This window comes from Streptomyces sp. NPDC088746 (genome assembly GCF_044751065.1).
Classification (GTDB): domain Bacteria; phylum Actinomycetota; class Actinomycetes; order Streptomycetales; family Streptomycetaceae; genus Streptomyces.
In genome coordinates this window covers 161,620-182,028 of the sequence record NZ_JBIVLA010000008.1, presented here as the reverse complement: position 1 = coordinate 182,028, position 20,409 = coordinate 161,620, and the positions used below count along the sequence as shown (strand labels likewise).

The following is a 20,409-nucleotide window of genomic DNA, read 5'->3' as shown; positions in this document are numbered from 1 at the left end:
TCGTTTCCCCCGGACGTCCGCTACGAACCCGCGCGCAGGACCGCCGCCACCACCGGTCCGGCCGCGTCGCCGCCGTGGCCACCGGACTGGACGACCGCCGCCGCCGCGAGGTCGTCGCTGAAGCCGGTGAACCAGCTGTTGGACGTGGACTGCCCGTCGACCTCGGCCGAGCCCGTCTTGGCGCCCTTGTCGCCGCCGACCGAGGCCATGGCCGCCTTGCCGGTGCCCCAGGAGGCGGTGGCCCGCATCATGTCGTTCAGCTGCCCGGTGACGTTCTGCGAGAGCGAACGGGAGGCGGTGGCGAGCTGACGGTCGTCCAGGGACTGCGGGACGATCACGGGCTGGTGGAACGTTCCTGTGCGGGCGGTCGCCGTGATGGACGCGATGTTGAGCGCGTTCATCTGGACGGTGCCCTGGCCTATGTACTGCGCCGCCGCCTCGCCGCCGGTCGCCTCGGGCACGCTGCCGTCGTAGGAGACCACGCCGGTCTGCCAGTTCAGGCCGATTCCGAAGACGTCGCGGGCCTCCTTGGCGAGTGCGGCGTCGTCCTTGGTCTCGTCGATCAGCTTGATGAAAGCGGTGTTGCAGGAGCGGGCGAAGCTCGTGGTGAACGTGTCGGTGGGCGGGAGTTCGAAGTACTCGAGGTTGTGGAACGTCCGGCTCTGCCAGGTCGCCTCTTTCGGGCACTCGACCGGGCTGTTCGCCGAGACGAGTCCCTTGTCCATCAGCATCGCCGCGGTCATGATCTTCAGCGTGGAGCCGGGCGCCTGCTTGCCCTGCATCGCCGCGTTGAAGCCGGTCGCCGGGTTGTTCGCCACGGCGCGGATGGAGCCCGTGGACGGCTTCACGGCGACCACCGACGCCCCGCTGAACTCCTTGACCGCCTTCTCCGCCGCCGCCTGGGCGCCCGCGTCGAGCGTCGTCTGCAGCCTGCCCGGCTTCCCCTTGGCGAGCGTCAGCAGCGTGGTGTCCGGAAGCTGCTCGTCGGCGGGCTCGATCCAGGTCTCGATCCCCGGTGAACCGCCCGCCCTGTCGCCGTACTTCTCGCGCAGGGAGTCCAGGATCGGCCCGAGCGACGGGTACGTCTCCTTGTCGAGCACCTTGCCGTTGTGGTCGACGGCCTCGATCGCCGCCGACGAGGACTCGCCGGTCTTCAGCGACGCTCCCTCGGTCAGCTGCGGATGGATCACCGCGGGCTGCCAGTCGACGAGCGCCTTGCCGGTGGTCAGGCCGCGCACCACGGTCAGTTCGGAGGAGTACGACCAGGGCTTGGTCTTCCCGTCGTAGGAGACGGTCGCCTTGACCGTGTACGGCACCTTCGTGCCGACGGCGGCGCCCGGCGTGATCACCGCCTTCGTGACGTGTGCCTCGTCGGCGTAACCGGCCAGCAGCGGCTCGGCGACGGTCTCGTTGTTCGTGAGCAGGGCGGCGGCCGACGCGTCACCCGACGCCCACGCATCGAGGAAGCCCTTGGCGGTCTCCTCGGTCTCCTCCTTGTCCGGAGGCCCCGTCTTCACCTCGGAGGACCCGGAGACGTTCCCTATCCCCCCGGACTCGCTCCCTCCGAGTACCACCTCGTACACGCCGTAGCCGAGCCCTCCGGCCACCAGCACGAACACTCCGCCGATCACGGCGACCTTCGCTCCACTGCGCATCTGTGCAGTCCCCCTCCCCAGGAGCTCTTCTTGAACACGTTCAAGAAGAGCCATCCCTCGGCACTTTACGGGACGGGAGTGGGTCCTGAGGGGGTTGTTACCGGACCGGGACGCGGCCCGGTGGCCTCGCTGCGGCGCTCTGACCTCGGGGTGGACGCGCATCGCCGAGGGCCGGTCGCGCGGGGTCGGTCACGACCATTGCCCACGGTGGCACGCGTCGCTATGTTAATCGAGAATCACATGACTCAGCACGATCCGGAACGTGGTGGCAGTGCAACTCGCAAGCCAGAAAAGGCGCATAGCGCCATCTGGTCCAGCTGGGAAGTGGGTAAGTAAATGCACGATCTCAACAGGCGAAGCATCCTGTCCCTCGGTGCCGCGCTCGGCCTCGTGGGTGTGGCGGCCCCCGCCAAGGCGTGGGCGTGGGCGTCGGCGGACTCGGTGGCCGGAACCGGCTCGGGAGCCGATCCGGAGTACGTCTGGGACAGCGCGACGGACCCTCTCATGGTGTCGCTGCTCGAGAACGGCCAGATCCCTTCGGTCAACACCGCGATGGAGAAGTGGGTGAACAACGGTGACCCGCTGCCCAGCGGACTGCCGGCCGCCCTCACCACGCATCTGCGGACCTTCAACAAGCTGCCCGCCTGGGCCGACACCGCGAAGCTGACCCGCGCCGCCGACTTCAACCGGCGCAAGGACACCTACCTGTTCATGCTCTACGGCCTCGGCAGCGGGATCATGAGCACCGTGATCCCGCGGGAGGCCAGGAGCGTCTACTGGTCCTTCGGCGGCGCCGACATGAAGGACCGCGCGGCCAAGACGTTCACGTTCGGCTACGACCTGTCCCAGCTGCGCGCCTTCGAGCCGAGCGGGCAGTTCGTCGTCACCGCCAACAAGACCCGGCTGGTGCACGGAGCGGTGCGTCACCTGCTGCCGCAGTCGCCGCACTGGAAGAACGGCGCCGACCAGACCATCCCGATCAGCGTCGCCGACATCCTGGTCACCTTCCACAGCCTGGGCACCTACGTGCACAGGAAGATGCGTGACTGGAAGATCCCCATGTCGGCCGCGGACGAGGAGGCGTTCCTGCACTCCTGGCAGGTCGCCATCTATCTGCTCGGGGTGCCGACCGAGTACATCCCGAAGACCTGGGCGGCCGCGGAAGCGCAGTCGGCGCAGGTGCTCACCCCGATCCTCGCCCCGACGCCCGAGGGCCTCGACCTGGCCGAGGTGCTGCTCGGCCTGACCGCGGAGATCGACCTCGGTGTCACGCGCGGCTTCCTGAACGAGTTCGTGCGCTACGCCCTGAGCAACGAGGTCGGCGACTGGCTGAAACTGCCGCGCGACTACGCGGCGGCGGCCCTGGTCCGCACCGTGTGGCCGGCCTTCATCCTGTTCCGTGAGGGGCTGTCGCCCGTCATGCCCGGCGCCTTCTACATGTTCGACCAGTTCCTGCGCGCCCTGGCCATGCTGTTCCTCAACAAGGGCGGCTCCGGGACGACCACCCCGATCACGATCCCGACCGGGAACCGGCCGAGCTGAACCGCCCCCGGCCCCTGCGGCCTTCACCCCTCGGCGCCGACGCCGAGGGGTGAAGGCCGCAGGGGGGTGGGCGCCGAGGTCCCCTCAGACGCCCAGGGCACCCACGACCAGGGCGGTCACGGCGTCGCGGCGGTCCTGGCCGTCACGCCACCGCAGCGCGCGCCCGGCCTCGACCGCCACCCCGAACCCCGCGTGCACCAGCACCCGGGCCTGGCGCGGGTCCAGCTCCGGACGGGCCAGTCGCAGCTGCTGCTCCCAGACGGCGATGTGTTCACGCTGTGCGAGGACCAAGGGCCGCCGCAGTTCGTCCGGCAGGCCGACGAGCTCGGCCTCGGCGACGCTGTTGAGCGCGGTGTACTCGAAGCTGTAGGCCACGTACGTCGCCGCCAGCGCGGCTACTGCGTCGTGCGGGCCGGCCACCCCGTCAAGGCTCCGCTCCACACCCTGGCCCAGAAGCCCCGCGGCCTGGAGGCACGCCGCCGCCAGGATGCCGACCTTGCCGTCGTAGTGACGGTAGAGCGCCGATGGCGCCAGCCCCACCGCCTCCGCGATCTGCCCGTTCGTGACACTGGCGAACCCGTCCCGTGCGAACAGCGGGACGGCTGCCGCGAGGATCTCCGCGCGCCGCGTGCGCGGCACCGTCCGGGCGGGCAGCTCGACGGGGTGTGCGCCGCTCCTCGGGGCCGCCGCGGCGTCGGTCGCGGCGACACGCAGGGCGGACGCCGACAGCAGGTCCTCGGCCCGGCGTTGGGCGATCGAGGTGTGGTGCATCGTGATGGACGCGATCGCGCCGAGGGCCGCCATGGCCCGCAGACGCCCGCCGGGCAGTGGGTACGCGCGCCGCACCGCCTCGTCGACCCGCCCGACGACGTGCCCGAACTTCGTCATGAGGCGCCGTCGGTCCTCGGTCTCGAGGTACCTGGCCTCCCACCGGTACACGCCGCCCGACGCGCGATGGGCGACGGTGACGCGGGTGACGGCGTCGAGGACCTCCGTCAGGGGCGCCCCGGACGGCACCTCGTCGAGCGCGGCGACGAGCCGCTCCGCCGTGACGTCGGCGCACTCGGCGAACAACGCGTACTTGTTCGGGAAGTGCCGGTACAGGGCCGCCGCGGTGATACCCACGCCGGCCGCGATCTTCTCCATGGACGCCGCGTGGTACCCGTGCTCGCCGAAGACCCGGCCGGCCGCCTCGACGATGAGCTGCTTGCGGTTGCGGGGCCGGGTGGCCGCGGCCGGATCGGTCACGGCCGAACCGGCGGAAGCGGGAACGGGGCCATGCGGAGGAGTCAATCACACGCGCACACACGGGACCGGGGCTCCCTCGGCACGGCCCCGGGCCCGCAACTTCCCCGCTACACCCAGGTGTCCAGCCACATCCGGTCGCGCCAGGAGTCCTCCGGGATCGACGTGCCCGTGTAGAGCGGCCAGAAGTAGATGAAGTTCCAGACGATCAGCAGCACCAGGACGCCCGCCGCGATCGCGCCCAGTGTGCGTCTGCGCTCACCCGTGGGATCGGCGGTGTCCATGCCGAGACGGTGCTTGGTGCCCGTGCCGGCCGCGGGGCCCAGGAGCGCGCCGATCATCATCGTGACCGCCAGGCACAGGAACGGCACGAACACGACCGCGTAGAAGAGGAAGATCGTCCGCTCCTGGTAGAAGAACCAGGGCACCCAGCCCGCCGCGACCCCGCACGCGATCGCCCCGGCCCGCCAGTCACGGCGGAAGGCCCAGCGCCACAGCACGTACAGCAGGGCCAGGCACGCCGCCCACCAGAGCAGCGGGGTACCGAGCGCCAGGACCTCGCGGGCGCACTTGCCGCTGCTGGACTCCAGGCAGCCCGTCTTCTCCTCGTAGAAGTACGAGACGGGGCGGCCCAGCACGATCCAGCTCCACGGATTGGACTGGTAGGTGTGGCCGGACGTCAGGCCGACGTGGAACTCGTAGACCTGGTTCTCGTAGTGCCAGAGGCTGCGCAGCCAGTCCGGCAGCCACGTCCAGCTGCCGCCCTTGCCCTCGGTGGCCGCCCAGTTGCGGTAGTAGCCCTTGTCCGTGACGATCCAGCCCGTCCACGAGACGAGGTACGTGCCGATCGCGACCGGCACCGTGGAGACGAACGCGGGCAGCAGGTCCCTGAGGACCACGGCCCTGTACGGCTGCACGGCGCCCGCCGTACGCCGCGCGCCGACGTCCCAGAGGACCGCCATCACACCGAACGCGGCCAGGATGTAGAGCCCGTTCCACTTCGTGGCGAAGGCCAGACCGAGCATCAGGCCGGCCGCGATCCGCCAGGGACGCCACCCGAGCCGGAGCGTCTCGGCGATGTGGGCGTCCGGACGCAGGACCCCCTCCTCGTCGACCGGGAGCGCCGCGGCCAGCTTGCGGCGGGTCCGGTCGCGGTCGAGGAGGAAGCAGCCGAAGGCCGCCAGCACGAAGAACATCAGCACCAGGTCGAGCAGCGCGGTGCGGCTCATCACGAAGTGCAGCCCGTCCACGGCCAGCAGGGTGCCCGCCAGGCAGCCCAGGAACGTCGAGCGGAACAGCCGGCGGCCGATGCGGCACAGCATCAGGACCGAGAGGGTGCCGAGCACCGCCACCATGAAGCGCCAGCCGAACGGGGTGAACCCGAACAGCTGCTCGCCGAACCCGATGATCCACTTGCCGACCGGCGGATGGACGACGTAACCCGGGTCCACCGGGATGTCCACCGAGGACGGGTCGCCGAGGATCAGCTTGTCGACGTCCTTGGGCCAGGAGCCCTCGTACCCCTGGTTGACCAGGGCCCAGGCGTCCTTGGCGTAGTACGTCTCGTCGAATATCACCGCCTTCGGGCTGCCCAGGTTCCAGAACCGCAGCACCCCGGCGAACAGGGCGACCAGCAGCGGCCCGCCCCAGGCCGACCAGCGCACCAGGTGGCCGGCGAGGACCGGCGGCACGGCGAGCACCTTCCAGAACTGGCGGCCGGGGCGGGCGTAGGGCGGATCGAGGCGCTCGCGCAGCCCCATCTCCGGCCGTGGGGAATGGCCGAAGCGGCGCAGCCGCTGCTGCCAGGAAGGCGGCTGGTCGCCGGTGTGATCCCCGGCGTCGTTGCCCTGCTGGGCTTCGGGCGCAGTACTCGTCACCGCGCCATCGTAGGGAACGCATCTGTGCGAGTGGTGCCGCCCGTGCTGGGAGGATGGCCGATGTGACTGGAACGACTGGAACGCTCGTACTCGCAGGGACCCCCATCGGCGACGTGGCGGACGCCCCGCCACGGCTCGCCGCCGAGCTGGAGACGGCCGATGTCGTGGCCGCCGAGGACACCCGGCGGCTACGCCGGCTCACCCAGGCGCTCGGCATCCGCACGACGGGGCGTGTCGTGTCCTACTTCGAGGGCAACGAGTCGGCGCGTACGCCCGAACTCGTCGAGGCCCTCGTCGGCGGCGCGCGCGTCCTGCTGGTCACCGACGCGGGGATGCCGTCCGTCTCCGACCCCGGCTACCGGCTCGTCGCCGCCGCCGTGGAACAGGACATCAAGGTCACCGCCGTACCGGGCCCCTCGGCCGTGCTGACCGCGCTCGCCCTGTCCGGGCTGCCCGTGGACCGCTTCTGCTTCGAGGGCTTCCTGCCGCGCAAGGCCGGCGAGCGGCTGGGGAAGCTGCGCGAGGTCGCGGACGAGCGCCGCACGATGGTCTTCTTCGAGGCCCCGCACCGGCTGGACGACACCCTGGCCGCCATGGCCGAGGCGTTCGGGACGGACCGCAGGGCCGCCGTGTGCCGGGAGCTGACCAAGACGTACGAGGAAGTGAAGCGCGGCCCGCTGGGCGAGCTGGCGGCCTGGGCGGCCGAAGGCGTACGCGGCGAGATCACCGTCGTGGTCGAGGGCGCGACGGACTCCGGCGACGAGGGACCGGACGCCGTCGAGCTGGTACGCAGGGTGCAGGTGCGCGAGGAGGCGGGGGAGCGGCGCAAGGAGGCCATCGCCGCGGTCGCCGCCGAGGCGGGGCTGCCCAAGCGCGAGGTGTTCGATGCGGTGGTCGCGGCAAAGAACGCGGCTCGGACCGGCCAGGAGCAGGGCAAAGGACTAACCTGAAATGTAAAGCCTGAGCCGCGTACCGGGCCGTTCGGCCACGAATCGGCCAAAAGCGTTCCAACACTCGGCAGACCTGGTGCATCGCCGTCGGCGAAGGCGTCCACTTGAGGGTGGAACGCACCATCCGGAGTGCTTGTCCGGAGTGCTTGTCCAGCGGACAAGGGGAGCAGGCATGAGTGAGATCGCAGCGGGCACCGTGCACGAGGCGTACGCCTTCGCGTGCATGAGGTGCGGGCACGGCTGGGAACAGGCCTACGAGATAGAGCACCACGTCGACGGTTCGGGCAACGCGTTCGTGGTGTACAAGGCGGACGGGGAGCGCGTGCCGTCGCCGCTGTCCACCCCGACCTGCGCGAACTGCGGCGGCCACGTGGTGCGGATCATGCGCGCCGGCCGGGTCTCCACCGTCCAGCAGCTGCTCAGGCCCCGGGAAGTGGCGCGTCCCGTGATGGCGGGCGGGGACGAGGTCCCCGAGGAGATGTCCGTGGCCACCGCCGCCCCCGCGGCCGGCTCCGGATCGCACCACTGGCAGCTGTCCGATCTGCTCCGCCCCTTCCACCGGCGGTGAGAGACGGTTGACGCCCTCGTAGAGTCGAGGCATGAGCCGTACCGAAGCCCCGCCGCTCCCCGAACCCCTCAGGGTTCCGGTCGCCGATTCGCACACCCACCTGGACATGCAGGACGGAACCGTCGAGGAGGGGCTGGCCCGGGCCGCGGCGGTCAACGTGACCGCCGTCGTCCAGGTCGGCTGCGACGTGAAGGGCTCCCACTGGGCCGCCGAGACCGCCGCCGCGCACCCGTCCGTGCACGCCTCCGTCGCCCTGCACCCCAACGAGGCGCCGCGCATCGTGCACGGGGACCCGGAGGGCTCCGCGCGGCAGGGAGTCAGGGAGCCGGGCGGTAAGGCCGCCCTCGACGAGGCGCTCGCCGAGATCGACGCACTGGCCGCCCTCGCCCACGTACGCGCCGTCGGTGAGACCGGCCTGGACCACTTCCGTACGGGCCCCGAGGGCATGGCCGCCCAGGAGGAGTCCTTCCGCGCCCACATCGAGATCGCCAAGCGGCACGGCAAGGCCCTGGTCATCCACGACCGCGAGGCCCACGCGGACGTGCTGCGGATCCTCGCCGACGCCGGCGCGCCGGAGCGGACCGTCTTCCACTGCTACTCCGGGGACGCCGACATGGCCCGGATCTGCGCGGCGGCCGGATACTTCATGTCCTTCGCGGGCAACGTCACCTTCAAGAACGCGCAGCCGCTGCGTGACGCGCTGGCCGTCGCCCCCGCCGAGCTCGTGCTCGTCGAGACGGACGCCCCCTTCCTCACCCCCGCCCCGTACCGCGGACGGCCCAACGCGCCCTATCTGATTCCGGTCACGCTCCGTGCCATGGCCGAGGTGAGGGGCACCGACGAGGACACCCTGGCCGCCGCCGTCTACGACAACACCGCGCGGGCGTTCGACTTCTGAGAGGCGCTGGGCGCTCCGGCCGACACGTGGGGTAATCGTACGACTTTGTACGGTTAGGAGGGGTCCGCTATCGTGCCCGCGCAACGGGGACGGCAGGCCGGAAGTCTGGAGCGTCGTGGGCCATTCACAGGGCAGTCACCGCGCGGCGCGCGGCAGTCGGCGTACGAGGCAGGCGCCGGCGCGGGCCCCTTCCCCGCCCCCGGCGCCGCCGCGCTCCCTCCACGAGGAGCGGACGATCGTCGCCGGGCTCCGGAGCGGCCCCCTGCCGGTCCATGACCCGACCGTGCTGGACACCCCGCTGGTGCCCCGGCTGCCGGCCCCGCGCAGGGAGACCGGCGGACACCGGGCGGCCCGGCGCCACCGGCGCGCGGTGGGTGCCGGCGCTCCGGAGAGCCTGCGGCGGCTCGTCCCGCGCGCACTGGTCGTCGCCGTCCTGGCGGGCGGCACCGCCGGTTTCCTCGCCCAGGACAAGGCCGTCCGCGTCGACGTCGACGGGACCTCACGCACCCTGCACACCTTCGCGGACGACGTCGGGGAGCTCCTGGAGGCCGAGGGCGTCACGGTCGGCACCCGCGACACCGTCGCACCGGCCCCCGCCACGGCCCTGGACGACGGCGACGAGGTCGTCGTCCTCCGGGAGGCACGCGGCTTCGGCCCGGTGCCGGGCGGCGCCTCCTGGCTGCCGCGGCGGCCGTAGGCTTAACGGGTGAGCACCACAGAGCCCGACGCCCTCCTGGGCCCCGCAGACATCCGCGAGCTGGCCGCAGCGCTGGGCGTACGCCCCACCAAGCAGCGCGGTCAGAACTTCGTCATCGACGCCAACACGGTCCGCAGGATCGTACGGACCGCCGAGGTGCGGCCCGACGACGTGGTGGTCGAGGTCGGGCCCGGCCTGGGCTCGCTGACCCTCGCCCTGCTGGAGGCGGCCGACCGGGTCGTCGCCGTGGAGATCGACGACGTGCTCGCGGGCGCCCTGCCGGCCACGGTCGCCGCCCGGCTGCCGGAGCGCGCCGACCGCTTCGCCCTGGTCCACTCGGACGCGATGCTGGTCACGGAGCTGCCCGGCCCCGCGCCGACCGCACTCGTCGCCAACCTGCCGTACAACGTCGCCGTGCCGGTCCTGCTCACCATGCTGGAGCGCTTCCCCACCATCGAGCGGACGCTCGTGATGGTGCAGGCCGAGGTCGCCGACCGGCTGGCCGCCCGGCCCGGCAACAAGGTCTACGGCGTGCCGTCGGTCAAGGCCAACTGGTACGCCGACGTCAAGCGCGCCGGGTCGATCGGCCGCACGGTGTTCTGGCCCGCGCCCAACGTCGACTCCGGCCTGGTGTCCCTCGTCCGGCGTACGGAGCCGATCCGTACCACCGCGAGCAGGACCGAGGTCTTCGCCGTCGTCGACGCCGCCTTCGCCCAGCGCCGCAAGACGCTGCGCGCGGCCCTGGCGGGCTGGGCGGGCTCCGCACCGGCCGCCGAGGCCGCCCTGACCGCCGCGGGGATCTCGCCGCAGGCGCGGGGCGAGGCCCTGACCGTCGAGGAGTTCGCCGCCATCGCCGAGAACAAGCCGGAGCCCTCCGCATGACCCGCAGCGTCACCGTCCGCGTCCCCGCCAAGGTCAACGCGCAGCTCGCGGTGGGCGCACCGCGCCCCGACGGCTTCCACGACCTGGCCAACGTCTTCCTCGCCGTCGGCCTGTACGACGAGGTCACCGTCACCCCCGCCGACACCCTGCGCGTCACCTGCTCCGGGCCGGACGCCGATCAGGTGCCGCTGGACGCCACGAACCTCGCGGCCCGCGCCGCGATCGCGCTGGGCGCCCGGCACGGCGTCGCTCCCGATGTGCACATCCACATCGCCAAGGACATCCCCGTCGCCGGCGGCATGGCGGGCGGCAGCGCCGACGGCGCCGCCGCCCTGCTGGCCTGCGACGCCCTCTGGGCCACCGGCGCCACCCAGGAGGAACTCCTGGAGATCTGCGCCGAGCTGGGCAGCGACGTGCCGTTCAGCCTGATCGGCGGGGCGGCCCTCGGCGTCGGACGCGGTGAGCAGCTGACGCCCGTCGAGGTCGGCGGAAGCTTCCACTGGGTCTTCGCCGTCGCCGACGGCGGACTCTCCACCCCCGCGGTCTACGGCGAGTTCGACCGGCTCACCGCCGGCACCGACGTGCCGGAGCCGGCCGCCTCCCCCGCACTCCTGGCCGCCCTGCGCAAGGGGGACACCACCGCACTCGCGGGCGCCCTCGGCAACGACCTCCAGCCCGCCGCCCTCTCCCTGCGCCCCTCGCTGGCCGGCACCCTCGCGGCGGGCACCGCCGCCGGAGCGCTGGCCGCACTGGTCTCGGGGTCCGGGCCGACCACCGCGTTCCTGACCGCCGACGAGGAGTCGGCGCGGAAGGTGGCCGACGCGCTGCTGGCGTCCGGCACCTGCCGCAGCGCACGGGTGGCGGTCTCCCCGGCGGCAGGCGCCACCGTCGTCCGAAGCCGGTACTCAGACGGGAATTGAGTACGGTCGCGCTGCCGCGGCCCCGCCGCTCGCCGCGACCGTACTCCCATGGGATCAAGTGTTCGTGAACTGGCCGGGGCGACGCCCGCCACCCGGGACCGCTACACCGACCTGCTGCGGGTCGCCTCGCTGGGAACGGTCGTCCTCGGCCACTGGCTGATGGCCGCCGTCACCACCGACGGGGTCGGCAACCTCCTCGCCGTCGTCCCCGGCCTGCAACCGCTGACCTGGGTGCTCCAGGTCATGCCGGTCTTCTTCTTCGTCGGCGGCTTCTCCCACGCCCTGTCCTACCGTTCACTGCTCCGTAAGCGGCCCGAGGGCTCCACGGACTCCGTCTACGCGGCGTTCCTGCGGGCCCGGCTGCAACGGCTGCTGCGTCCCACCATGGTCTTCGTCCTGGTGTGGGGCGCCGCGGCGCTGCTCGTCCAACTGCTCGGCGGGGGCGGCGGGCTGACCGGTGTCACGCTCCGCCTGGTGACCCAGCCGCTCTGGTTCATCGGGATCTACCTGGCGATGGTGGCCTTCACGCCGCCGCTGCTGAAGCTGCACGACCGCTACGGCTGGGGCGCGTTCGCCGCGCTCGCGGGGGGAGCCGCCGCGGTGGACGTGCTGAGGTTCGCCGCCGGGGCGCCGTACGCCGAATTCCTCAACTTCGCGTTCGTCTGGCTCGCCGTGCACCAGCTCGGCTTCCTGCGCGCCGACGGCCTGATCCGCCGCCCCGCGCTCCTCGCCGGCGGCGGACTGGCCGCCGCGGCCGCGCTGGTGGCCCTCGGCCCGTATCCGCTGTCCATGGTCGGCATGCCCGGCGAGAAGATCAGCAACATGGCGCCGCCCACCCTCGCGCTGCTCTGCCACGGCCTCTGGCTCGTCGGCGCGGTCGAGCTGCTGCGCGCTCCGGGGGCCCGGCTGGTGGCCCGGCCCCGGGTCTGGCGCGCGGTCGTGGCCGCCAACGGCGTCGCCATGAGCGCGTTCCTCTGGCACCTCACCGCGATGCTCGGCGTGTACGGGGCGATGCTCGCCCTCGGCGTCCCGCTGCCCGAGCCGGCCACCGGCGCCTGGTGGGCGCAGGTGCCGCTGCGGATGGTGGTCGCCGCCGGGGTCACCGCGGCCCTGGTCGCGGCCTTCCGTACGTTCGAGCGGCCGGTCCGCGTCACCCCCGGCCGGGCCGCGATCGGCGCGGGAGCCGTCTCGGCGATCGGTGTGACCCTCGCACTGCTCGGCGTGCTGGGTCTGTCCATGGTGGGCTACGCGGGACTGCTGGAGGGGCACACCGCCCTGCTGATCGCCGTCCACGTCAGCGCCCCCGCGGCCGTCGCGATGGCGCTCGGCGGCTGGCTGCTGGTCGAACGGGCGGGGCGGTGAGCGGCCCGTCCGGTCAGCTCGGCTTCAGAGTCCTCCGCGCGAGCTCGTACGCCGGGAGCATCTCCTGGTGCTCCTGGGAGTCCAGCCCGCCCAGGTGCACCACGACCGGGCCGTCGGGCGTCGTGACCGCGAAGGCGCGCTCGGCCTTGGGCTCGTCCAGCAGCTCGCCGTCCACGGTGTAGCCGACCTCGGTCCCGGCCAGGGAGTCCGCGCGGAAATCGGTGTACGTGGCCCTGCCCGCGCCCGGCTCGGCCGTCACGAAGGCCTCCAGCACCGCGCGGGGGGCGTCGTCGGACGGCTCGCCCTGCCACACCCGGAGGTAGCCGATGTTCCCCGCCGGCTTCGCGTCCACCTCGCAGACCATCGTGACCGGGCCCTGCTCGCCCAGCGCGGCCAGGTCGGAGCCGGGCTCGACCTCGACGGCCGCCGGCTTCCAGTCCGCCGCCAGATCGAAGGTCACCGGGAGCTCGCAGGCCGAACCCGCGCCCCCGAGCGTGACGCCCTTCTCCGCGGCGGCGCTCCCCGCGGCCTTCGAGGGGGCGCTGTCCCCGTTCTTGCCCGTATCCGCGGCCGTTCCGCCGCCGCCGGACGACGACGAACAGCCGGCCAGCGCCACCGTCGCCACGACCGCCGAAACCAGGGCCCGCCCCGAGCCACGCATCATGAAGTCCCCACCCCAGAGATGTTCCGAACCGCTCCGACCTGGGGTTACTCCCCATGATCGATCGCCGCACGCTATCGCACCCCGCGCGGCGACTACTCTGGGACATCGAGCGGTCCCCGACGCAAGGACCCCCGAGGCAGGAGTGAAATGGCCGTCAATCTGGTCAATGTCGAGCAGGTCAGCAAGGTGTACGGCACCCGTGCCCTGCTCGACGGTGTATCCCTCGGGGTGTCCGAGGGCGACCGGATCGGCGTCGTCGGCCGCAACGGCGACGGCAAGACGACGCTCATCCGGATGCTCGCCAAGCTCGAGGAGGCGGACACCGGCCGGGTCACCCACAACGGCGGGCTGCGCCTCGGTGTCCTCACCCAGCACGACTCGCTGGACCCGAAGGCCACCATCCGGCACGAGGTGATCGGCGACCTCGAGGACCACGAGTGGGCCGGCAGCGCCAAGATCCGCGACGTGCTGACCGGGCTCTTCGGCGGCCTCGCCCTCCCCGGCTTCGAGCACGGCCTGGACACCGTCATCGCCCCGCTCTCCGGCGGCGAGCGGCGCAGGATCGCGCTGGCGAAGCTGCTCATCGCCGAGCAGGACCTGGTGGTCCTCGACGAGCCCACCAACCACCTCGACGTCGAGGGCATCTCCTGGCTCGCCGGACACCTGCGGACCCGGCGCTCCGCGCTCGTCTGCGTCACCCACGACCGGTGGTTCCTGGACCAGGTCTGCACCCGCATGTGGGACGTCCAGCGCGGAGCCGTCCACGAGTACGAGGGCGGCTACAGCGATTACGTGTTCGCGCGGGCCGAGCGGGAGCGGATCGCCGCGACCGAGGAGTCCAAGCGGCAGAACCTGATGCGCAAGGAGCTGGCCTGGCTGCGCCGGGGCGCCCCCGCCCGTACGTCCAAGCCGCGCTACCGCATCGAGGCCGCCAACGAGCTGATCGCCGACGTGCCGCCGCCGCGCGACACCAGCGAGCTGATGAAGTTCGCCAACGCCCGGCTCGGCAAGACCGTCTTCGACCTGGAGGACGTGACCGTCCAGGCCGGGCCCAAGACGCTCCTCACCCACCTCACCTGGCAGCTCGGCCCCGGTGACCGCATCGGCCTGGTCGGCGTGAACGGCGCGGGCAAGACCTCGCTGCTGCGGGCGCTCGCCGAGGCGGCCCGTAGCCAGGGCGACGTGCAGCCCGCGGACGGGAAGGTCGTCGTGGGCAAGACCGTGAAGCTCGCCTACCTCTCCCAGGAGGTGGCGGAGCTCAATCCGAACCTGCGCGTGCTCGAAGCCGTCCAGCAGGTGCGCGACCGGGTCGACCTCGGCAAGGGCCGTGAGATGACGGCCGGCCAGCTCTGCGAGCAGTTCGGCTTCGCCAAGGAGAAGCAGTGGACGCCCGTCGGCGACCTGTCCGGTGGTGAGCGCAGGCGGCTGCAGATCCTGCGGCTGCTGATGGACGAGCCCAACGTCCTCTTCCTCGACGAGCCCACCAACGACCTGGACATCGAGACGCTCACCCAGCTGGAGGACCTCCTCGACGGCTGGCCCGGGTCGATGATCGTGATCTCCCACGACCGGTTCTTCATCGAGCGGACCACGGACAAGGTGATGGCGCTCCTCGGCGACCGCGCGCTGCGGATGCTGCCGCGCGGCATCGACGAGTACATCGAGCGCAGGCAGCGCATGGAGGAGACGGCGACACCCGCGTCCGCCGCCGGGTCCTCGGCGCCCAAGGCCGCGCCGGCCGAGGCCGTCTCGCCGCAGGCCGCGCGTGCCGCGAAGAAGGAGCTCCAGAAGGTCGAGCGGCAGCTCGACAAGATGTCCACCAGGGAGACGACGCTGCACGCGCAGATCGCCGACAACGCCACCGACTTCGAGAAGGTCGCCGCGCTCGACGCCGAGCTGCGTGAACTGGTCGCGGAGCGGGACGTGCTGGAGATGCGCTGGCTCGAACTGGCCGAGGACGCCTGAGAGAACGCCTGAGAGAAGGCCTGAGGTGCCCGGCCGGCCCGGAGGCCGTGTCCGGGCCGTCGGGTGGGCGGGCCGGCGGGAGGGCCGTCCGGCGGGCGGGAGCCGTCCGTCGGGTGGGCGGGGCCGAATCCCGTGAAAGCGTCCCTTCCTGGGCACAGTTGACGGGGCGTCGGGGAATGTGCGCCCCGGATGCCGCCACGGGTGCGTAACGACGGCATCACGGCCCGGTTCTCCCTTAGGAACAGGGGGCGGACCGATCCGGTGCCCGGTGTGGTGCGGGTGGTACAAAGAAGCCCCGCTCGACTGTCGTAACGCCGCGGAAGCCATGCCCGATTCGCTCCTTTCCGGGGGGAATTCAGAGATTTCTTGCACCTGATCCTCTGAGCCCAGCGGAATCGCGGGGGAGACCGGACCGGGCACCGGACCGCACGAAGGGGGACGTGCTGATGACCCAGCCGCCCAGCCAGCAACCGCCGCAGGGGGGCTTCGGGGCTCCGCAGGATCCGCAGGGCACTCCTCAGCCGCCGCCACCCGCCACTCCGCCGCAGATGCCGCCCGGACCGCCGCAGACTCCGCCGCCGGGGGCACCGCAGACGCCTCCGCCCGCGCAGCCGGGCTACGGCTACCCGCAGGCCCCCGGCGCGCAGCCCGGCTACGGCTACCCCCAGACACCCGGGCAGGCCCCCGGCCCGTACGCCCAGCAGCCCGGCCCGTACGGCGCCCCCTCCGGCCCGTACGCCCAGCAGCCCGGCCCCTACGGTCAGCAGCCCGGCTACGGCTACCCGCAGCAGCAGTACCCCGGCGCTCCCGCGCCCACGCCCGGCGGCTCCGGCGGCGGTCCCTTCAAGGGCAAGCCCGCCGTCATCATCGGTGCGGCGCTCGCCGCGCTCCTCGTCGTCGGCGGAGGCATCTTCTTCGCCACGAGCGGTGGCGACGACGACCCGGAGAAGCCCGTCGCCAAGTCCAGCAGCGGCGCCCCGGACCCGAGCGGCTCGCCCACCGTCGACCAGGGTGACGGCAAGGGCGACGGCCGTGAGGCGAACGACGACCTGAACGCCGGACGCAAGGACGGCGAGGCGAAGGTCCTCTGGACCACGACGAACGACATCGACCTGCCGCGCAACGGCGCGGACGTGTACGGCCCGTGGATGGTCGGGGACACGCTCGTCAAGGGCATGTACCGCTCGGTCACCGGCTATTCGGTGGGCGACGGCAAGCAGAAGTGGAGCCTCCCGCTGCCCGCGGACATCTGCGCCGCACCAGCGACGACCACGGCCGACGGCAAGATCGTCATCGGCGTGATGAGCGGCACCACCGACAAGGCGAACTGCTCGGTGCTCCAGATGATCGACCTCAACACCGGCAAGGCCGGATGGAAGAAGACGGTCACCAAGAACGGCACCTGGGACCTGCTGACCGACATCGGTCTGGCGGTCAGCGGTGACACCGTGACCGTCGGCCGTACGAGCAACTCCAGCGCCTACCGGGTCAGCGACGGCAAGGAGCTGTTCGGCAACCCCTCGGGCAACTGCAAGCCGTACTCGTTCGCCGGCGGCCCCAAGCTGATCGCCGCGGTCAACTGCAGCACCGGCGACGTGGAGAACCCGCAGCAGCAGGTCCAGGAGATCGACCCGACCACGGGCAAGGCCAAGTGGACGTACCAGGTCAAGCGCGGCTGGGAGGTCGACAAGGTCTACTCGGTCAGCCCTCTCGTCGTCTCGCTGACCCAGTACGAGGAGAAGAAGTGGGCCATCGTCGCGCTCAAGGAGAACGGAACCCTCCGCTCACAGCTCGACGGTGACGACGAGGACAAGGTCACCGTCGAGTGCGGCGGCGGCATCATCGACTTCGCCGACACGCTCGAAGGCTGCGGCGGCCTGGCCGCCGACGCGAACACCTTCTACATGATGACCGGGGACGACACCAGCGGCGCCGCCCGTACCAACAAGGTCGTCGCGTTCGACCTGAACACCGGCAAGGTCAAGTGGAAGGCCCCCGCCCCCGCCGAGCGCACCATGAAGCCGCTCCGCATGGAGGGCGGCAACGTCCTCGTCTACATGGAGCCCTCGTACGAGGAGGGCGGGGCGATCGCGACGATCGCGCCCACCGGAGGCGCGCCGAAGGTGCTGCTCCAGCACCTGGACTCGACCGCGCAGATCGAGAACTTCTACTCGTCCAAGACCGTCTACGCGGGCGGCCGTTCCTTCGTCGTCAGCGACCGTGTCAGCGGGAACGACGACTCGGAGGGCGAGACCACCATCATGGCCTTCGGCAAGTGACGGCCGACGACGGCATCCCCAGCCCCTTCTTCTCAGACTCCGCAGAGGTACGTACGCCATGAGCCAGCCGCCCCAGCCGCCCAACGAACCGCCCCAGGGCGGATTCGGAGCCCCGCAGGACCCGCCGCCCGGCGGATTCGGCGCGCCCACCCCGCCGCCGGCCGACCCGTTCGGCAAGCAGCCCCCGCCCGCGCAGCCCGCCCCGCCCGCGGGCGGCTACGGCAGCCCGCCCCCGCCCCCGGGCGGCTACGGCAGCCCGCCCACCCCGCCCGCCGGTGGCTACGGAAGCCCGCCCCCGCCCGGACAGCAGCCGCCGCAGAATCCCGCGTACGGCTACCCCCAGGCCCCGCCCCCCGGCCAGCCGCCGGCCCAGCCCGGCTACGGCTTCCCGCAGGGGCCCCCGCCCGGACAGCCCGGCATGCCCCCGCAGCAGGGATACGGCTACCCGACCGCCCCGATGCAGCCGCAGTACGCCGCACCCCAGCCGGGCGGCGGCAAGAAGTTCAACACCCAGATGCAGATCATCGTCGCCGCGGTCGTGGCCGTGGTGCTGATCGTCGGAGGCGGGATCTTCTACGCCTCCAGCGGCAGTGACGACGGCAAGCAGGACGAGGCGTCCTCGGCCGGGACCGAGGGCAAGGACGGCGAGGGCAAGGGCGGCGAGGGCGGCGGCCTGGCCGGCGGCACCGAGAAGGCCCCGGCCGACACCAAGTCCAAGGTCGGCTTCCAGCTTCCCCACCCGAAGGTCACCGACACCACGAACGTCGCCGGCTCCTGGGTGACGGACAAGGTGTACGTGAAGACCGGCGTGTACGAGATCGTCGGCTACGACCTCCCCAAGGGCACCAAGCTCTGGACGATCCCGCTGACCGGCCAGGTCTGCGCCGCTTCCCGGCACATGAGCAAGGACTACAGGACGGCCATCGCCTTCGAGGACGGCAAGCCGAGCGCCGAGGACAAGTACCCCTCCTGCACCCAGATCGGCGCGCTCGACCTGGCTACCGGCAAGCTCATGTGGAGCAAGTCCGTCACCTCCGCGTCCAGCGGTGACGAGGCCGTCAGGTTCAACGAGGTCACACTCAGCGGAACCACGGTCGCCGCGGGCGGCACCAGCGGCGGCGCCGCCTTCAACCTCGCGAACGGCGCCGAGCTCTGGAAGCCGAAGGCCGACACCAACAACTGCTACGACATGGGCTACGGCGGCGGCGAGGCCCTCGCCGTGGTCCGCAAGTGCGGAAGCTACGACGAGCCGCAGCTGACCATCCAGGCGCTGAACCCGACCACCGGAGCACCGCTCTCCTCGTACAACATGCCGGCCGGCGTCGAGTACGCGAGCATCGTCTCCACCAAGCCGCTCGTCGTCGCGGCCGACGTCGGCGACACCGCCGGCGACGGCAGCAGCATCTCGGACTTCTTCTCCATCGACGCGGCCACCGGCAAGCTCATCGTCCGGATCTCGGCCGACGCGGACAAGTACGCCGCGGACTGCGGCTCCACCGAGGTCGAGGAGTGCACCGCCCTGGCCGTCGGGAACAACAAGCTCTACGTGCCGACCGAGAGGCACGAGGGCGGCGGCGAGTACGGCGAGACCAACGAGATCGTCGCCTTCGATCTCACCACCGGGAAGCTCGTCGGCGGCAGGGCGGACGCGGGTGACCGCTACGCGCTGACCCCGCTGCGCATGGACGGCTCCAACGTCATCGCGTACAAGGAGCCCCCGTACGACAAGGGCGGCCAGATCGTCTCCATCGACGGCTCGACCTTCGAGCAGACCGTGCTGATGGTCAACCCCGACGAGGAGTCGGTCCGCGACGCGGAGACGAGCTTCTCCGTCGACTACGCCGAGTTCATCTACGAGAAGGGCCGGCTGTTCATCGCCGAGCAGATGGTCAGTGAGCCCAGCAAGTCCAGCTCGCTGGACGACAAGCAGTACCTCGTCGTCTCCTTCAGCACCAACTGACCCACCCGCCCGGCCCGTTCGGTGGCCGGCTGCGACGGCCCTGCCGGTTGATCATCCGACCGGCAGGGCCGATCGTTTTCCGACGGGCAAGCGGCCCCGAATGACGCAGAATTCGGCATTCTGGGGGGCTTCTGCCCGGTAGGGGGCGCGCGGCGTCGAACAAGCGTGTAGCTTGCCGGGTCAGAGGGGCCGGGGGGCCTGTTCAGGGTTACGCAGCGCCGGTGCGCTGCACACATGGGGGCTTTTCCGATGGGCGTGCGGCTCATGGTGGTCGACGACCACCGACTGCTCGCCGAGGCACTGGCCTCGGCACTGAAACTACGGGGGCACCGCGTGCTCGCGGCAGCCGCGCCGACGTCCGGGGCCGCGGAACTGGTCGTCAGCAGGGCGCCGGAGGTCTGCCTGTTCGGTACGGCGGCGCCCGCCGAGCCCGGGGCCTTCGACCCGATCGTGCGGATCGGACGGGAGCGCCCGCAGGTGGCCGTGGTGGTGCTGGGCCCGGTGCCGAGTCCGCGGGGGATCGCCGCGGCCTTCGCGGCGGGAGCGGCCGGTTACGTCCGGCACGACGAGCGCATAGAGGGCGTCGAGCGCGCCATGATCAAGGCCCGGGCGGGAGAGGTCGCGGTCGCACCCCAGCTGCTGCGGGGCGCCTTCGCGGAGCTCCTGCACCCGACGGCGCAGCCGGACGACGAGGGCCAGCGGCTGCTGCGGATGCTGACCCCGCGCGAGATCGAGGTGCTGGTGCGGGTCGCCGAGGGCGAGGACACCCGGCTGATCGCGGCCGGGATGGGGATCGCGCCGAGCACCGCGCGCACCCATGTGCAGCGGGTGCTGATGAAGCTCGGCGTCGGGTCCCGGCTGGAGGCCGCCGCGCTCGCGGCCCGCACGGGGCTGCTCGACCGGGCCGCGGCGGGAACGCCGCAGGGGCCGGACGGCCTCGCGTGA

At 71.9% G+C, this 20,409-nt stretch carries 16 protein-coding genes; 12 read left to right on the top strand and 4 right to left on the bottom strand.

What is annotated here, in order from left to right; all coding sequences use genetic code 11:
* Positions 1-20: 20 nt before the first annotated feature.
* Positions 21-1,655 carry a penicillin-binding transpeptidase domain-containing protein gene (locus ACIP63_RS30420; RefSeq protein WP_401521978.1) on the bottom strand — a complete coding sequence of 545 codons (1,635 nt, stop codon included), beginning with the start codon at positions 1,653-1,655 and terminating at the stop codon, positions 21-23.
* A gap of 336 nt (positions 1,656-1,991) precedes the next feature.
* Between ACIP63_RS30420 and ACIP63_RS30415 the strand changes: the two genes are divergently transcribed.
* Entirely contained in the window at positions 1,992-3,197 is a 1,206-nt protein-coding gene (locus ACIP63_RS30415; RefSeq protein ID WP_401521975.1) for an oxygenase MpaB family protein, read from the top strand.
* A gap of 84 nt (positions 3,198-3,281) precedes the next feature.
* Here the strand turns inward: ACIP63_RS30415 and ACIP63_RS30410 are convergent, their stop codons facing one another.
* Positions 3,282-4,490, bottom strand: coding sequence for a TetR/AcrR family transcriptional regulator (locus tag ACIP63_RS30410; protein WP_401521973.1), 1,209 nt, complete (start codon positions 4,488-4,490; stop codon positions 3,282-3,284).
* A 62-nt stretch (positions 4,491-4,552) separates the two neighbouring features.
* On the bottom strand, positions 4,553-6,319 hold the full coding sequence (locus tag ACIP63_RS30405) for a dolichyl-phosphate-mannose--protein mannosyltransferase (protein ID WP_401521970.1): 1,767 nt from the start codon (positions 6,317-6,319) through the stop codon (positions 4,553-4,555).
* Between the two features lie 53 nt (positions 6,320-6,372).
* Here ACIP63_RS30405 and rsmI point away from each other — a divergent pair, with 53 nt between their 5' ends.
* The 7 genes from rsmI to ACIP63_RS30370 all read left to right on the top strand — a co-directional run bounded on the left by rsmI (position 6,373) and on the right by ACIP63_RS30370 (position 12,596).
* Positions 6,373-7,269: a 16S rRNA (cytidine(1402)-2'-O)-methyltransferase gene (rsmI, locus tag ACIP63_RS30400; protein ID WP_401521967.1), complete on the top strand. Its 897-nt coding sequence runs from the start codon at positions 6,373-6,375 to the stop codon at positions 7,267-7,269.
* Between the two features lie 172 nt (positions 7,270-7,441).
* Entirely contained in the window at positions 7,442-7,837 is a 396-nt protein-coding gene (locus ACIP63_RS30395; protein WP_401521964.1) for a hypothetical protein, read from the top strand.
* A gap of 31 nt (positions 7,838-7,868) precedes the next feature.
* Positions 7,869-8,735 (top strand): TatD family hydrolase, encoded by an 867-nt coding sequence (locus tag ACIP63_RS30390; RefSeq protein ID WP_401521961.1) that lies wholly within the window; start codon positions 7,869-7,871, stop codon positions 8,733-8,735.
* 115 nt (positions 8,736-8,850) lie between these two features.
* On the top strand, positions 8,851-9,432 hold the full coding sequence (locus ACIP63_RS30385) for a ubiquitin-like domain-containing protein (RefSeq protein ID WP_401521958.1): 582 nt from the start codon (positions 8,851-8,853) through the stop codon (positions 9,430-9,432).
* 9 nt (positions 9,433-9,441) lie between these two features.
* Positions 9,442-10,314: a 16S rRNA (adenine(1518)-N(6)/adenine(1519)-N(6))-dimethyltransferase RsmA gene (gene rsmA / locus ACIP63_RS30380; protein ID WP_104786588.1), complete on the top strand. Its 873-nt coding sequence runs from the start codon at positions 9,442-9,444 to the stop codon at positions 10,312-10,314.
* Complete coding sequence (locus ACIP63_RS30375) at positions 10,311-11,234, top strand: 4-(cytidine 5'-diphospho)-2-C-methyl-D-erythritol kinase (protein ID WP_401521956.1); 924 nt, start codon at positions 10,311-10,313, stop codon at positions 11,232-11,234. Before rsmA ends, ACIP63_RS30375 begins: the two co-directional genes overlap by 4 nt.
* A 48-nt stretch (positions 11,235-11,282) precedes the next feature.
* Positions 11,283-12,596 carry an acyltransferase family protein gene (locus tag ACIP63_RS30370; RefSeq protein WP_401521953.1) on the top strand — a complete coding sequence of 438 codons (1,314 nt, stop codon included), beginning with the start codon at positions 11,283-11,285 and terminating at the stop codon, positions 12,594-12,596.
* A 13-nt stretch (positions 12,597-12,609) separates the two neighbouring features.
* On the opposite strand, the gene ACIP63_RS30365 is transcribed toward ACIP63_RS30370, so the two are convergent.
* Positions 12,610-13,260 carry a lipoprotein gene (locus ACIP63_RS30365; RefSeq protein ID WP_401521950.1) on the bottom strand — a complete coding sequence of 217 codons (651 nt, stop codon included), beginning with the start codon at positions 13,258-13,260 and terminating at the stop codon, positions 12,610-12,612.
* Positions 13,261-13,407: 147 nt separating this feature from the next.
* On the opposite strand from ACIP63_RS30365, the gene ACIP63_RS30360 reads away from it, so the two are divergent.
* The 4 genes from ACIP63_RS30360 (at position 13,408) to ACIP63_RS30345 (ending at position 20,409) form a co-directional block, all read left to right on the top strand.
* Positions 13,408-15,225, top strand: a complete 1,818-nt coding sequence (locus ACIP63_RS30360; RefSeq protein WP_401521948.1) for an ABC-F family ATP-binding cassette domain-containing protein — start codon at positions 13,408-13,410, stop codon at positions 15,223-15,225.
* A gap of 446 nt (positions 15,226-15,671) precedes the next feature.
* A complete protein-coding gene (locus tag ACIP63_RS30355; protein ID WP_401521946.1) occupies positions 15,672-17,504 on the top strand; it encodes a PQQ-binding-like beta-propeller repeat protein in 1,833 nt (610 codons plus the stop codon).
* A 58-nt stretch (positions 17,505-17,562) separates the two neighbouring features.
* Positions 17,563-19,464 carry a PQQ-binding-like beta-propeller repeat protein gene (locus tag ACIP63_RS30350; RefSeq protein WP_401521943.1) on the top strand — a complete coding sequence of 634 codons (1,902 nt, stop codon included), beginning with the start codon at positions 17,563-17,565 and terminating at the stop codon, positions 19,462-19,464.
* 249 nt (positions 19,465-19,713) lie between these two features.
* Positions 19,714-20,409 (top strand): LuxR C-terminal-related transcriptional regulator, encoded by a 696-nt coding sequence (locus ACIP63_RS30345; RefSeq protein ID WP_401522468.1) that lies wholly within the window; start codon positions 19,714-19,716, stop codon positions 20,407-20,409.